Origin of the sequence: Mesorhizobium sp. M1142, assembly GCF_040318565.1 — a bacterium.
Lineage (GTDB): Bacteria > Pseudomonadota > Alphaproteobacteria > Rhizobiales > Rhizobiaceae > Mesorhizobium.
Genome location: NZ_JAMYMK010000020.1, coordinates 83022 through 98006, shown reverse-complemented (window position 1 = coordinate 98006; position 14985 = coordinate 83022). Strand labels below are relative to the sequence as shown.

Genomic DNA, 14985 nt, shown 5'->3' with positions numbered 1-14985 from the left:
CCTTGATCTCGACCAGCACCTCGCCATCGCGAGGACCCTCGAGGTCGACCTCCATGATCTCCAGCGGCTTTCCGGCGGCGACGGCAACAGCGGCGCGCGTTTTCATCAGGCAATCCTCCCAAGACAACCCATAGAGTTTCACATTCCGGCATTGCTGCGGATGATCTCGGAGTCCAAGACCGCAACACGCTCATTCATCGCCGTATTCCCACGAAAAGGCATAGGACTAAAGCAGACACGCAAGTCCACTTGCAGGGCTTTGATAAATCTTGTGGGGTCCGCTAAGCTCATTGTGGGCACCTTGAATTCGCGCTGGTCCGGGAACAATCGGACTTTAGTGCAAGAACAGGCAGTTTTATCGATGACGAGCGCGGTGCCAGGCACTCTCGCGGCCTTTTTGTGTTTTTTTTTCCAGACCGCCGACGTTGCGGACGTGATGGCCCAGGAAGTGACGGGCAAGCAACCGATCGCAACCGACAGGCCGGAAAGAAAAATAACCGAAATCAGAATAGGTTATTTGCGGGCCTACGCGCCGCAACTGGCGCTTTCCCTGCTGGACCTGCCGCCACGCGACGAAGGTGTCGCCGGCGCCAATGTGGCGATCGGCGACAACAATACGACAGGAAAGTTCCTCAGCCAGAAATTCAGCCTCGACATAACCGAGATCAAGCCGGACGCCGACGCGGTCCAAGCCTTCAACGATCTGATTGCCAAAGGTGACCGCTATGTTGTCGCGGACCTCTCGGCCATGCAATTGCTGTCGATCGCAGACATCGCCCGCGACAAGCGCGTTCTGGTCTTCAATGTCGGTGCTACCGACGACAGCCTGCGCGAGGAAGACTGCCGCATAAATATTTTCCATATCGCGCCGACGCGAAGCATGCTGGCTGACGCGCTGGCGCAGTATCTCGTGGTAAAGAAATGGCCGAATTGGGTGCTGCTCTACGGTTCGCATGAGCAGGATCATCTCTACGCGGACGCGCTGCGCCGCGCGGCGGCCCGCTTCGGCGGTCAGATCGTCGCCGAGAAGGAGTTCAAAGACACCGGCACGGCGCGCCGCACCGACACCGGCGCCACGCAGATACAGCAGCAGATTTCCGTGTTCACGCAGGATCTGCCGGAGCATGACGTGGTGCTTGTCGCCGATGAGAGCGAGGTGTTCGGAACTTATGTGCCCTACCGCACCTGGACACCGCGGCTGGTCGCCGGCACGGCGGGCCTTGTCGCGTCCTCCTGGCATCCCGCGAGCGAGCAATGGGGCGGCATCCAGATGCAGAGCCGTTTCCTGAGGACGACCGGTCGGCGAATGCTGTCCAAGGACATGTCGGCCTGGACGGCGGTGCGGGTGGTGGGCGAAGCCAGCACGCGGACCAATGGCGACGATCCGAAGAAGATCGGCGACTACATCCGCTCGGACGATTTCTCGGTCGCCGCCTTCAAGGGACAGAAGCTGACCTTCCGCAAGTGGAACCATCAGCTTCGCCAGCCAATCCTGCTCGGCGACACCAAATCCGTCGTCTCGACATCGCCACAGGAGGGTTATCTCCACCAAATCTCCGAGCTCGATACACTCGGCGTCGATCAGCCGGAAACGAAATGCGTCCTTAAGTAGAACCAATCGGGAGGAATCTTCGTGCAGAGACGAGCTTGCGCACTCGCCATTCTCGCAACCGGCGTCATGGCCAATCCGGCGTGGGCTTACACCGTTTATGTCTCCAACGAGAAAGACAATACGATAACGGTCGTCGACACGGCGACGATGCAAGTGGTGAAGACCGTCGAAGTCGGCCAAAGGCCGCGCGGTATCACCATCTCGCATGACGGCAAGTTCATCTATTTGTGCGCCAGCGATGACGATACGATCGAAATCATCGATACCGCGACGCTGCAGATCGTGGGCACGCTGCCATCGGGCCCAGATCCCGAACTGTTCGTGCTTTCGCCCGACGGCAAGACGCTCTACGTCGCCAACGAGGACGACAATCTCGTCACCGCGATCAACATCGAGAGCAAGCAAGTCACGACCGAGATTCCCGTTGGGGTGGAGCCTGAAGGCATGGCCGTCAGCCCCGATGGCAAAACCATGGTCAACACCTCCGAAACCACCAGCATGGCGCATTTCATCGACACCGACAGCCATGAGGTGACCGACAATGTCCTAGTCGACACGCGTCCACGATTTGCGCAATTCAAGCCCGACGGATCACAGATCTGGGTCAGCGCCGAAATCGGCGGCACCGTCAGCGTCATCGACAGTTTCAAGCGCGAGGTGGTGAAGAAGATCCAGTTCGCGATTGCGGGACTGCGGCCCGAAACTATCCAGCCGGTCGGCATCGCGATCAGCGCCGACGGCAAGAAAGCCTATGTCGCGCTCGGCCCGGCGAACCACGTCGCCGTCATCAATACCGAAACCTACGAGGTGGAAAAATACATCCTGGTCGGCCAACGCGTCTGGCATCTCGACTTCACCCCCGATCAGAAGACGCTGATCACCACCAACGGCAATTCCAACGACATCACGTTCATTGACACGGCGACGGACGAGCCGGTTCAATCGGTCACGGTGGGCCAGCAGCCTTGGGGCGTGGCCATATCGCCCCACTAGACCGCAGGGATTATCAGGGAGGCCGACATGACAAATCTTTGCCGCGGGGATGTTGCAAGTGCACGAGATAACCAGCGCGCCCCCAAGGAGCCAGCGGCATGCAGCATGTGAGGACAAGCGGAGCTGGAGACGAGGTGGCGGCGCTCGACGTTGCCGGCGTCAGCCATTCCTATGGTGCGAAGCGGGCGCTCAACGATGTCTCATTCTCGATCGCGCCGGGAACTTTCACCGTTCTGCTCGGCCTCAACGGCGCCGGCAAGACAACTTTGTTTTCACTGATCAGCCATCTTTACGGCACCCGCCGCGGATCGATCCGCATCTTCGGCCATGACGTCGGCCGCGCTTCGGGCGAAGCGCTCAAGCGTGTCGGCATCGTGTTCCAGGCACGCACGCTCGACCTCGACCTCAGCGTCCACCAGAACCTCTCCTACCACGCCTCATTGCATGGCATCGGCGGACACCATGCCCGGCAGCGCATTGCCGCGCTGCTGGATACAGTCAACATGCAGGGCCGTCAGCATGACAAGGCACGCAGTCTTTCCGGCGGCCAAATGCGGCGCATCGAGATCGCGCGGGCGCTGCTCCACCGCCCTTCGCTGCTGCTGCTCGACGAGGCGACGGTCGGTCTCGACATCCAGTCGCGTGCGGGCATTCTGGCCACCATCCGCAACCTCGTCGAAACCGAGGGCATCGGCGTGCTGTGGGCGACGCATCTGATCGATGAGGTCGACGACGGCGACCATGTCGTCGTGCTGCGGCAGGGCGACCTGGTGGCCAAGGGTAAGGTGGCCGACGTCGTTGCGACGAGCGGTGCCAGTTCGATCCGCGACGCCTTTTCCAAGCTCAACCGCATCGAAACAAGCGGCATCGCGGAGATGTCGCCGTGAGCGCTCCCGCAATGCCCGCAAAAGTCGCGACCCTCACGCCGGTGAGTTTCGAACAATTTGGGCTCCGTCACTACCTCATTTGCCTCAAAGGGATCGTCGTGCGGGAGTGCCTGCGCTTCCTGCATCAGCGCGAGCGCTTCATATCCTCGCTGGTTCGGCCGCTCGTCTGGCTGTTCATCTTTGCCGCCGGATTCCGGCAGGTGCTCGGCGTATCGATCATCCCGCCCTACAAGACCTACGTGCTCTACGAGGTCTACATCACGCCGGGCCTGTGCGGCATGATTCTGCTGTTTTCGGGCATGCAGTCTTCGCTGTCGATGGTCTATGACCGCGAAATGGGCAACATGCGCACCCTGCTGGTCAGCCCCTTCCCGCGTTGGTTTTTACTGATCTCGAAGATGCTCGCCGGTGTCGCCGTGTCGATCGCGCAGGTTTACGCGTTCCTTATCGTTGCCTGGTTCTGGGGCGTCAAGGCGCCGCCGCTTTGCTATCTCACCGTACTGCCTGCGCTGTTCCTGTCAGGCATGATGCTGTGCGCGCTCGGCATGCTTTTGTCCTCGATGATCAAGCAGCTCGAAAACTTCGCTGGCATCATGAACTTCGTCATCTTTCCCGGCTATTTCGCTTCTCCGGCACTCTATCCCTTGTGGCGTATCCAGGAGGCTAGCCCCCTGCTCTACAAGATCTGCCTCGCCAATCCTTTTACTTACGCCGTCGAACTGATCCGCTTCGCCTTCTACGGCCAGGTTGAGTGGCTGTCGCTAGCCGTCGTTGCCAGCTGCACGCTGCTGTTCCTTGCCGCCGCCATCATCGCCTACGACCCTTCGCGCGGCCTGATGACCCGCAAACAGGACACGGGAGGAAATACCTGATGGCACGAATGAGCCTTGTTCGCGGCCTGGCTCTGGTTGCCATGCTCGCGCCGGGCATCAACGCCATGGCAGCCAACCCCGATCCAGACTGGCCCTGCATGCAGCGCAAGGTGCCGCAACTGTCGCTCGGCCAGATCTGGAACGGACCGGACCTTCCTTCAGCGGCGAAGGACTGGTCGAAGGACCCCACCATCTCCGCCCTGATCGAGGAAGTGGCAGCTCGCCGGATGCCGATTGCGGAAGCTCAAAAGAAGATCAGGGATTTCGCGGCTTCCTTGCCGGCAGAACAGCTTGCACCCAAAATGGCGATGCTGGTGCAAGGCATGTTCGATCACCTGGACGCCGAGCGCTCGCAGGTGATTTCGGGCATTTCCCGCTACGCCCACAAGCAGCTCGAAATGGCCGCCGCGTTGCGCAAGGAAGGGTCCGATGTCGATGCGTTGCGGGCAAAGCCGGATGCAGATCCCGAAGAGATCGATCGGCGAACCGAACAGCTGAAATTCGCAACGCGAATTTTCAATGAACGCGTCCAATCACTGACTTACGTCTGTGAAGTGCCGACGATAATCGAGCAGCGGCTTTATCAATTGTCCAAGGTCGTCTCGGAAACGCTCGGCGCGAAGAAATAGAAGCTCATTCGATCGTCGCGGCGGATATCACGAACCCCGGCCGGGTAGCACGCGCCAGCGCTGCACGAAATAACCGGGATGCGTCTCGATCCACTGAGCGACCAGCGGCTGCGCCTGCATGAACGCGGTCCCGGGATTCATCGCCAGGCCGTCCACCATCTGTTCGCGTTGTTCACAGGTCTGCGGCACAGCCGTCAGGCAGACCATCATAACGAGCGTGTAAAGCATTGCCCCTTGTCCCCATCGAATCCCGAACCCATGCCGGGAGGTTTCCGTGTTACCCACCAGTCTGCAGGGGTCGCACATACAGATCGCTTACGGGTGTGAAGGGAGGTGGCCCCCGCTCTTTCGCGCCGCAACATAACATACCGCTAATCTAACGCCAACGACCGCAGGGCGTTCTCCAGAGCAATCGCGTCAGGTTGCGCCGCGCCAATGCGGTGCCGATGTTTCCAGCGTCGATGATTCCGATTGTTCGTCGATTTCATCAAACCGGGAGCCCGAGTTGCTTTCGCAGGCTTTTGTCGAATGCGGATGCGGGGACGAAACGGCGCAGGAAACTGACCTGGCGCGCCATTTTTCCAGCCGCATAGCGCCCCTTCGGAGCGGGATCGGTCGCAGCCGCCAAAACGGTCCTGGCCACCACTTCCGGCGCATCGCCTTTTTCCATCGCTTTGCGCACAGCTGCATTCATGCCGGCGCGCGCAGAGTCGTAGATATCGAGCAACTGATCCGGCCTGGCGAGATTTTCTTCAAATGAGGTGCGGGTATACGCGGGCTCCACCAACACGACGCGAATTCCGAAAGGACGCAGTTCGTGGTCGAGCGATTCGGAGTAGCCCTCAACGGCATGCTTGGTCGACGAATAAAGCGCGAAATAGGGAGCTGGAATGAACCCCTGCACCGAGCTCAAATTGACGATTCTGCCCTTGCCTTGGCGGCGCATTGTCGGCAACACCGCTTTGGTTACTCGCATAACGCCAAAGACGTTCACGTCAAACAGCGACTTGGCTTGGGCCACCGAGGACTCCTCCGCGCCACCAAGCAGGCCAACACCGGCATTATTGACAAGCAGGTCGATGCGCCCGGTCTCGGCCAGCACGTCCTGGACAAGTTTCGCCACGGACGTGTCATCGGTCACGTCACAGGCCAGCATGGTAACGCCATCGGATCGGTCGACGACCGCGCGACGGCTGGTTCCGAACACGCGAAAGCCCGCGTTCTGCAGGGCTTTGGCCGTTGTGTGCCCGATGCCGCTGGATGTCCCGGTCACCAGGGCGACGCCTAGATTGGTCCTGTTCATGAAGATCACATCTCTCTTCGTGTTTGCATTGCGGGGGAGAAGCGCGAAAGGTCGGAGCGAAAGGCGTCAATCATGAGCGCCTCCGGTGCTCGCGCCGGCCAGATCATCCGTCCAGCGCCGGAACAGCGCGCTGGCATTAACGCCTCCGAAGCCGAAGCCATTGGAGATTGCGTAGTCCATCGCCATCGGCCGGGCCTGGTTTGCGACGAAGTCGATCCCGTCGCCGGCCGGATCGGGAGCGCTCAGATTGAGGCTCGGCGGTGCCATCTGATCCCTGAGCGCCAGGATTGCGAAGATAGCTCCGAGCCCGCCAGCGGCTCCGAGCAGGTGTCCGGTCGCCGATTTCGTAGCACTGACAGCTATCGCGAAATCGCGCCCGAACACCCTCTTGATCGCTTCGATCTCACCCAGGTCGCCCACCGGCGTGGAGGTCGCATGGGCATTGAGATGACGAACCTCGCGGGGCGAAATCCCTGCTTGGGCGATTGCGATCTCCATGGCCCGGCGCGCACCGTCGCCGTCCTCGGGACCGGAGGTGACGTGATGAGCATCCGCCGTCGTGCCGTAGCCGACAAGCTCGGCCAGCGGTCTTGCGCCGCGCGCCAGCGCGTGGCTCAATTCCTCGATGACCAGCATGCCGGCTCCTTCGCCCATGACGAAGCCGTCCCGCGACTTGTCGAACGGTCTGGAGGCTTGAGCCGGCGCCCAATTGAAGCCGGTTGAAAGAGAGCGTGCGGCAGCAAACCCACCGAGACTGACGATATTCATGCATGCTTCCGTTCCACCGCACACGGCGATATCGGCCTCGTTTGCCCGGATGAGACGAGCCGCATCGCCGATCGCCTGGATGCCGGCCGCGCACGCCGTCACCGGTGCACCGAGCGGGCCTTTGAAGCCATGGCGGATCGAGATGTGGCCCGCCGCGAGGTTTACCAGGAAGGACGGCACCGTAAACGGCGAGAGGCGGCGGACGCCGCGCAGGTCCACCGTGCGCACCGCCTCGGTTATGGCAGGGAACCCGCCGATGCCGGACGCGATGATAATGGCCGTGCGCAAGCGATCCGCTTCCAAGACGGGCGTCCATCTTGCTTGGGCGAGTGCCTCTTCGGCAGCCGCGAGCCCGAAGATGATGAACCGGTCTACCTTGCGCTGGTCCTTCGCAGCCAGGACGGTATTCGGATCAAAGCCGGCTTCGGGGTCTTCTTCCAGGGAGGGAACCACCCCTCCGATCTTCGCCGGGAGGTCTCCCACCACATCGTCCGGAAGCCTGCGGATACCCGAGCGACCGGCCAGGAGGCGCGACCAGGACGCTTCGACATCGGCAGCAAGGGGCGTGACCGCTCCCATGCCTGTGACAACAATCCGTCGCATCTATTTTCCTATCAATTTGGGTGCGCCGCCAGCGCTGCGCACGCCGTTCAAGCACCGGCTGCTTCGCGAACCTGTTCTGTCGCCGCATCCAGAAATGCCTGCGCGAGGTCGGGGTCGTTGACGACGCGCGAAAGGAGCACCGCACCGACCATTGTCGAGAGAATGGCCATGGCCTTGTCGCCGGGCCGCTCGCCGTCGGCCTCGCCAACCCAACTACCAAACATCTCAAGATATTCCCTGATCCCGGCTTCGAACGACGCTCTCACGTCCACGCCCTGTCTGGCGGCATCCGAACCGAGCGCCACGATCGGGCAGCCGTCCATCCTTTCTTCGCGATGGTCCATGCTGAGGTAGAACGCGATCACCGCGCCAAGCGGATCCTCGGGTTTTGCCGTAATCGCGGCCGACCATCGGTGGGTGGCGCTCTCCATCGCCCGTTTGGACGCCTGCGCCGCCAGGTCCTCCTTTGACGCGAACTGCTTGTAAAAAGCGCCTTGGGTCAGCCCGGCACCCTTCATCAGATCCTTAAGGCCAATGCCGTCAAAACCGCGCTCCCGAAAAAGGCGGCTTGCCACATTGATAACGGTTTCGCGGTTTTCCGCGGCCTGGGTACGACTTACGCGCATCGTTAGCTTCCTTTTTGGATTGCATTCGTAATCTATAAATCGTATAGAGGTCGAATGCAATCTAAAAAAGGAGATATGAGATGATCCGCAAAAACCTGAGCGCATCGCTCCTGGCCGCGCTGTTTCTTGCGACCCCGGCTTTTGCCGAGGAGGCCACCATCGGACGCCCGATCGAGGGCGGCAGCCTGCACGAGGGACACCTTGACATGGTGGTCTACTACGTCCCGGTCGACGGCGACCTCTTGGAGGTCACCGCCACCTTCGCGCCGAAGACCGGGGGCGATCCGCTGCGCGTCGTAATGGGTCTCGCCGACGACGACTCCGTGGCCTTTTCCATGCCGGGTCACCAGGGCTCGCTCTACGCGTTCTCAAGGTCCGGCGAGCAGGTGACGGTCTCGACCGAGACGAACAGGCGTCTGCGAGCCGACGCGACAATGCGCTGAGCCGACGTGTAGCCGCAACCTGCGTGCTACTGGCCGTTGGCTCTCGCGTCCGCGCGGCTCGCCACACGGTGCCTCGATCACGCTATCGAATAAGTTTGGGGGCAAGCGTTTTGCCTGCACCCCGCGCCCTAACTCGCGCGACCTCCAGTGTTCGGTTCCTCGTGCGGATAGAGCTTGCCGAACAGGGGCAGGTACATCGCGCCCTTGCGCATCAGAAAATCGTGGAAGGTCGCCATCGCCGGCGAAATCGCGTGATCGCTGCGCATCACCGAAAACCATTGCCGGCGGATCGGCATGCCGACAACGTCGAGGATAACCAGCCGGCCGGCTTCGGTTTCGGCAGCGATGGTGTGGGCAGAGATGAACGCGATGCCGAGCCCGGCCATCACCGCCTGCTTGATGGTCTCGTTAGAGTCCATCTCGACGCCGAGATCGTCGATGCGGCCGGGCACGTCGCTCAGGAATATTTCCAGTGAGATGCGCGTTCCGGAGCCGGGCTCGCGAATGAGGAAATGCTCCTCGGCGATCCGCTCCTTGGAAATGTCGCGTGCCGACGCCAGCGGGTGGTCGGGCGGTGCGATGATGACCAGCGGGTGATCGCCGAAGACCGAAGCACGCACCGGGATTTCCTTGGCCGGGCGTCCCATCAGCGCGATATCGATGTCGTGGTTCTTCAGATTGTCAATCGTCTCGGCGCGGTTGCCGATGGCAAGGCGCATGTCGATATCGGGATGTTCCTTCATGAAGGCGGCCATCAGCCGCGGCGCGAAATATTTGGCCGTGGAAACGACCCCGAGCCGCAAGCTGCCGGCGCGCACGCCCTTGATCGCATCCATCTTGTCTTCGAGCAGACGAAGCCGCTCCTCGATGGCCTGTGCCGTCTCCACGAAGGCCAGACCTGCGGCAGTGGGACGCATGCCGTCCGATGTCCGGTCGAACAAGGCCAGTTGGAACTCCTCCTCCACCTGCCGCAACTGGATCGTCACCGCTGGAGGAGACAGGCCTAAGACCTTGGCCGCGCTGACGATTTTTCCGTGGCTGATGATTGCCTGAACGGTCTTGAATTGCTTAAGCGTGAGGTTTCTCATATGGCATACTAAAATTTTTTTATTGCCTTAGTAAAGTTATTGAATTTTACTTATCCAGCGTCGTTTGTTCTCTTTTCCCAATCCGGCCGACCCGAGGAGAGGCGGCTGGATCGGGAGGTTACGATGCCAGCGGCAACGCTCGACGCTTTTCTGAACTCCTATCTTGGCGAGCCGGACGAACTGCGCTCCGCGGTCGTAGCGACCATCCGTCAGCTGACGCAGGCGGCCACCACGATCCGCAACACCATCAATCAAGGGGTGCTCGGCACGGCCTTTGCCGGAACCCGCGGCGCCAATGCTGACGGCGACATCCAGAAGGATCTCGATGTCTTTGCCGATGACATCTTCCTCGACGCCATGCGCCACGCTCCGGTCGCGCTCTACGCCTCCGAGGAACTGGAGCAGCCGGTGCTGCTAGACAGGCAAGCGGCTCTTGCCATCGCCATCGACCCGCTCGACGGCTCATCCAACATCGACACCAACGTGTCGATCGGAACGGTCTTCTCGCTCCTCCCTGCAATTGGTGAGCCGGATAGGAATCCGGCCGCCTCATTTTTGCAGGCAGGCGTGAACCAGCTGGGCGCCGGTTTCTTCATCTACGGCCCGCAGCTGGCGCTGGTTCTGTCGCTCGGCAGCGGCACCCATGTCTTCCTTCTCTCGACCCGGCTCGGCACCTTCGTCCAGGCCTACGAGAGCCGGATCATCCCGCAGCGAACCCAGGAGTTCGCCATCAACGCCGCCAACTACCGGCATTGGGACGAGGCGGTGCGGCTCTACATCGACGACTGCCTTGAAGGCACCGAAGGCCCACGCGAGAAGGACTTCAACATGCGCTGGATCGCCTCCCTGGTCGCGGACTGCTACCGCATATTGATGCGCGGGGGCGTATTCCTGTATCCGGGCGACAAGCGCAAGACTTACCGCCAGGGGCGACTGCGCCTCGTCTATGAGGCAAACCCGATCGCCTATCTCGTCGAACAGGCGGGCGGTGCCGCCACCGATACGATCACCCGCATCCTCGAAATCGAACCAGAGAACCTTCACCAGCGCGTGCCCATGGTTTTCGGATCCGCGCGCGAAGTCGCGCGCATCACCCGCTACCACACCGAGCCGAGCGCCATCGGCGAACGCGCGCCGCTGTTCAGCCGCCGCGGCCTTTTCAGGGCCTGAAGACCATGTCGGCAAAGCACCCCATCATTACCATCACCGGGTCGTCGGGCGCAGGCACCACCTCTGTCAAGCGCATCTTCGAACTGATCTTCCGGCGCGAGAACATCGGGGCCGCCTTCATCGAAGGCGATGCTTTCCATCGCTACGACCGCGCCACGATGAAGGCGAAGGTGGCCGAGGAGGAAAAGGCGGGCAATCCGAACTTCACCCACTTCCATGCCGAGGCCAATGAATTGGCAATCCTCGAAGAGGTATTCGAGGAATATGGCCGCCGGGGAACCGGAAAGACCCGCACCTACATCCATGACGAGGATGAGGAAAGGCAGTACGGCACGCCGCCGGGACATTTCACCGAATGGCGCGAATTCCCGCCGAGCGACCTGCTCTTCTACGAGGGCCTGCATGGCTGCGTCGTCACCGACAAAATCAACCTGGCCGGGCACGCTGACCTTAGGATCGGCGTGGTGCCGGTCATAAATCTGGAATGGATCCAGAAGATCCACCGCGACCGCGCAACGCGCGGCTATTCCACAGAGGCGGTGATGGACGTGATCCTGCGCCGCATGCCGGACTATGTCCGCTACATCGTCCCGCAGTTTTCGCAGACCGCCATCAACTTCCAGCGCGTGCCGATCGTCGACACGTCCAATCCGTTCATCGCGCGCTGGATTCCGACACCCGACGAATCGATGCTGGTCATCCGCTTCGCCAATCCCCGCGGCATCGATTTCCCCTACCTGCTTTCGATGATCCACGATTCGTTCATGTCGCGGCCGAATTCCATAGTGGTGCCCGGCAACAAGCTCGACCTTGCCATGCAGCTGATCCTGACGCCGCTCATCCTGCAATTGATCGAACGCAAGAACCGTGTGTCGTGAGGAGGACGCCATGAGCAGCCAGGCAGCAGCATTGAAGCCCGTCGCCGCGGTCTCTGAGCGCGACATGGCCAACGCCATTCGCGCTCTGGCGATGGACAGCGTCCAAAAGGCCAATTCCGGCCATCCGGGCATGCCGATGGGCATGGCCGATGTCGCGACGGTGCTGTTCAGCCGCTTCATCAATATCGATCCGTCGGCACCCAACTGGCCCGATCGCGACCGCTTCGTGCTGTCGGCCGGGCACGGCTCAATGCTGCAGTATGCGCTGCATTACCTGCTCGGCTTTGAAGACATGCCTATCGAAGAATTGCAGCGGTTTCGCCAGCTGGGCAGCCGCACCGCCGGACATCCGGAATATGGCCATGCGCTCGGCATCGAGACGACAACCGGTCCGCTTGGACAAGGCATCTCGACCGCCGTCGGCATGGCGCTGGCGGAGCGCATGCTTGCTGCCCGGCACGGCGCCGATCTCGTCGACCATTTCACCTACGTGATCGCCGGCGACGGCTGCCTGCAGGAAGGCATCAGCCACGAGGCGATCGATCTTGCCGGTCACCTGAAGCTCTCGCGGCTGATCGTCTTCTGGGACGACAATGCGATCTCGATCGACGGACCGACTTCGCTGTCGACATCGATGGACCAGCCGGCACGGTTCAAAGCCGCTGGATGGCATGTCCAGTCGGTGAACGGCCACGACACCGACTCTGTTGCGGCGGCAATCGAAGCGGCGCAGCAATCGGACCAGCCGTCTCTGATCGCCTGCCGCACGGTGATCGGCAAGGGAGCCCCCAATTTGGGCGGTTCGGAAAAAACGCATGGCGCGCCGCTGGGCGATGCGGAGATCGCCGCGACGCGCGAAAACATCGGCTGGGCCTTCGCGCCGTTCGAGGTGCCGGACGATATCCTTTTCGCCTGGCGCGAGATTGCCGGCCGCGGTCAAGCGGCACGGCGCGCCTGGGAGCAGCGGCTTGCCGCCTCGCCACGGCGGCAGGCCTTCGAGAGCGCGGTCGCCGGCGCCCTGCCCGATGCGGTCTTCGAAGCACTCGGCGCTTTCCGCAAGGAGCATGCCGGGAAGGCGACCAAGGTTGCAACGCGAAAAGCCTCGGAAATGGCACTCGCTGCGATCAATGGCGCAACGGAACTGACCGTCGGCGGCTCCGCCGATCTGACGCATTCGAACCTGACGATCACCAAGGGTATGAACCGCATCGCGCCGGGCGACTACGCCGGCCGCTACATCCACTATGGAATCCGCGAGCACGGCATGGCCGCAGCCATGAACGGCATCGCACTGCATGGCGGCTTCGTGCCTTATGGCGGCACGTTCCTGTGCTTCGCCGACTATGCGCGCGGCGCGATGCGGCTCTCGGCGCTCATGGGCCAGCGCGTCATCTATGTGATGACGCACGATTCCATTGGTCTCGGCGAGGACGGCCCGACCCACCAGCCGGTCGAGCACCTGGCGATGCTGCGGGCGACGCCAAACCTCAACGTCTTCCGTCCGGCCGACATCATCGAAACGGCGGAATGCTGGGAACTGGCACTGAGAAGCGAGAACCGGCCAAGCGTGCTGGTGCTCTCGCGCCAGAACCTGCCGATGCTGCGCCAGGGGCACGGCGACGAGAACCGGTCGAGCCGTGGCGCCTACATCCTGCGCGAGCCAGCCCGGCACCGTGCCGTGACGCTGATCGCCACCGGCTCGGAGGTCGAGATCGCTATTGCCGCCGCCGAACGGCTGGAGACCGAGCACGGCATCGCCGCCGCGGTCGTCTCGATGCCGTGCTGGGAGCTGTTTGAGGAACAGGATGCGGACTACCGCCAGGCCGTCCTCGGCCTGGCGCCGCGCATCGCCATCGAAGCCGCAGCAAGGCTCGGCTGGGACCGCTGGATCGGCGACACCGGCGCTTTCGTCGGCATGGCTGGTTTCGGCGCCAGCGCCCCTGCCCCGGATCTCTACCGGCATTTCGACATCACGCCCGAAGCCGTCGCGGCAGCGGCGCTGAAGCTCATCATCTAGGAGAAACCGACAATGGCCCGCATCACCCTTCGCCAGCTTCTCGACCATGCCGCCGAGCACGGCTACGGGGTGCCGGCATTCAACATCAACAACATGGAACAGGGCCTCGCCATCATGGAGGCCGCCAGGGCCTGCGATGCGCCGGTCATCATCCAGGCCTCGCGCGGCGCCCGTTCCTATGCCAATGACATCATGCTGGCCAAGATGATGGAGGCGTTGACCGAAATCCATCCGGCCATTCCGCTCTGCATCCATCAGGATCACGGCAACAACGAAGCCACCTGCCTGTCGGCGATCCGCCACGGCTTCACCTCGGTGATGATGGACGGGTCATTGATGGCGGACGCCAAGACGCCGGCGAGCTACGACTACAACGTCGCCATCACCGAACGTGTCGCACGCATGGCGCATTGGGTCGGCGCTTCAGTCGAAGGCGAGCTTGGCGTGCTCGGCTCGCTGGAAACCGGCCAGGGCGAGGCCGAGGACGGGCACGGCGCTGAAGGTGCGCTTTCCCATGACCAGCTTTTGACCGATCCCGACCAGGCGGTCGACTTCGTGACCGCCACCCGGGTCGACGCGCTGGCGATCGCCTGCGGTACCTCACACGGTGCCTACAAATTCAGCCGCAAGCCTGACGGCGGCATCCTGGCCATGCAGGTGATCGAGGCGATCCACGAAAAGCTGCCCAACACGCATCTGGTCATGCACGGGTCTTCCTCCGTGCCGCAGGAACTGCAGGACATCATCAACAACTATGGCGGCGAGATGCCCCAGACCTTTGGCGTCCCGGTCGAGGAAATCGAGCGCGGCATCCGCTACGGCGTGCGCAAGGTCAACATCGACACCGATTGCCGAATGGCCATGGCCGGGCAGTTCCGCCGCGTCGCGACCGAGGACCCGCGCGAATTCGATCCGCGTAAATTCCTGAAACCCGCCATGGACGCGCTGCGCGACCTTTGCCGCGATCGCTTCGAACGCTTCGGCACCGCAGGCCACGCGTCGAAGATCAGGGTGATCGCCATGGATGAGATGGCGAAACGTTACGCCGCGGGAAAACTCGACCCGCATATCGCAACTGCGAAAGCCGCCTGAGCGG

Annotated in this window: 15 protein-coding genes; 10 read left to right on the top strand and 5 right to left on the bottom strand. The window is 62.0% G+C overall.

Features of this window, described 5'->3' with window-relative positions:
* Positions 1-361: 361 nt before the first annotated feature.
* The 5 genes from NKH42_RS26025 to NKH42_RS26005 all read left to right on the top strand — a co-directional run bounded on the left by NKH42_RS26025 (position 362) and on the right by NKH42_RS26005 (position 4993).
* On the top strand, positions 362-1612 hold the full coding sequence (locus tag NKH42_RS26025) for a lanthanide ABC transporter ABC transporter substrate-binding protein PedA1 (protein ID WP_352507763.1): 1251 nt from the start codon (positions 362-364) through the stop codon (positions 1610-1612).
* Positions 1613-1633: 21 nt separating this feature from the next.
* Positions 1634-2605 carry a YVTN family beta-propeller repeat protein gene (locus tag NKH42_RS26020; protein WP_352507762.1) on the top strand — a complete coding sequence of 324 codons (972 nt, stop codon included), beginning with the start codon at positions 1634-1636 and terminating at the stop codon, positions 2603-2605.
* 98 nt (positions 2606-2703) lie between these two features.
* Positions 2704-3492 carry a lanthanide ABC transporter ATP-binding protein PedB/LutE gene (locus NKH42_RS26015; RefSeq protein WP_352507761.1) on the top strand — a complete coding sequence of 263 codons (789 nt, stop codon included), beginning with the start codon at positions 2704-2706 and terminating at the stop codon, positions 3490-3492.
* Between the two features lie 11 nt (positions 3493-3503).
* A complete protein-coding gene (locus NKH42_RS26010) occupies positions 3504-4364 on the top strand; it encodes a lanthanide ABC transporter permease protein PedC (protein WP_352752829.1) in 861 nt (286 codons plus the stop codon).
* Positions 4364-4993, top strand: coding sequence for a hypothetical protein (locus NKH42_RS26005; protein WP_352507760.1), 630 nt, complete (start codon positions 4364-4366; stop codon positions 4991-4993). The genes NKH42_RS26010 and NKH42_RS26005 overlap by 1 nt, the downstream gene beginning before the upstream one ends.
* A 27-nt stretch (positions 4994-5020) precedes the next feature.
* Here NKH42_RS26005 and NKH42_RS26000 read toward each other — a convergent pair whose 3' ends face one another.
* From NKH42_RS26000 to NKH42_RS25985, 4 genes are all read right to left on the bottom strand, one after another.
* Complete coding sequence (locus NKH42_RS26000) at positions 5021-5221, bottom strand: hypothetical protein (RefSeq protein WP_352507759.1); 201 nt, start codon at positions 5219-5221, stop codon at positions 5021-5023.
* Between the two features lie 259 nt (positions 5222-5480).
* Positions 5481-6296 (bottom strand): oxidoreductase, encoded by an 816-nt coding sequence (locus NKH42_RS25995; RefSeq protein WP_352507758.1) that lies wholly within the window; start codon positions 6294-6296, stop codon positions 5481-5483.
* Between the two features lie 66 nt (positions 6297-6362).
* Positions 6363-7667, bottom strand: coding sequence for a beta-ketoacyl-ACP synthase II (fabF, locus tag NKH42_RS25990; protein ID WP_352507757.1), 1305 nt, complete (start codon positions 7665-7667; stop codon positions 6363-6365).
* A gap of 47 nt (positions 7668-7714) precedes the next feature.
* On the bottom strand, positions 7715-8293 hold the full coding sequence (locus tag NKH42_RS25985) for a TetR/AcrR family transcriptional regulator (RefSeq protein WP_352507770.1): 579 nt from the start codon (positions 8291-8293) through the stop codon (positions 7715-7717).
* An 80-nt stretch (positions 8294-8373) separates the two neighbouring features.
* Between NKH42_RS25985 and NKH42_RS25980 the strand changes: the two genes are divergently transcribed.
* Positions 8374-8736, top strand: coding sequence for a hypothetical protein (locus NKH42_RS25980; protein WP_352507756.1), 363 nt, complete (start codon positions 8374-8376; stop codon positions 8734-8736).
* Positions 8737-8864: 128 nt separating this feature from the next.
* Here the strand turns inward: NKH42_RS25980 and NKH42_RS25975 are convergent, their stop codons facing one another.
* Positions 8865-9824, bottom strand: a complete 960-nt coding sequence (locus tag NKH42_RS25975; protein WP_352507755.1) for a LysR family transcriptional regulator — start codon at positions 9822-9824, stop codon at positions 8865-8867.
* Positions 9825-9947: 123 nt separating this feature from the next.
* Here NKH42_RS25975 and NKH42_RS25970 point away from each other — a divergent pair, with 123 nt between their 5' ends.
* Genes NKH42_RS25970 through fba form a run of 4 tightly spaced genes read left to right on the top strand, consistent with a single transcriptional unit; the run spans position 9948 to position 14981 of the window.
* Positions 9948-10994 (top strand): class 1 fructose-bisphosphatase, encoded by a 1047-nt coding sequence (locus NKH42_RS25970; protein ID WP_352507753.1) that lies wholly within the window; start codon positions 9948-9950, stop codon positions 10992-10994.
* 5 nt (positions 10995-10999) lie between these two features.
* The gene (locus tag NKH42_RS25965; protein ID WP_352752765.1) at positions 11000-11872 is read left to right on the top strand and encodes a phosphoribulokinase; all 873 of its coding nucleotides are present in this window, start codon (positions 11000-11002) and stop codon (positions 11870-11872) included.
* 10 nt (positions 11873-11882) lie between these two features.
* Entirely contained in the window at positions 11883-13889 is a 2007-nt protein-coding gene (gene tkt / locus NKH42_RS25960; protein ID WP_352752767.1) for a transketolase, read from the top strand.
* Between the two features lie 12 nt (positions 13890-13901).
* Positions 13902-14981, top strand: coding sequence for a class II fructose-bisphosphate aldolase (gene fba / locus NKH42_RS25955; protein WP_352507750.1), 1080 nt, complete (start codon positions 13902-13904; stop codon positions 14979-14981).
* Positions 14982-14985 lie beyond the last annotated feature (4 nt).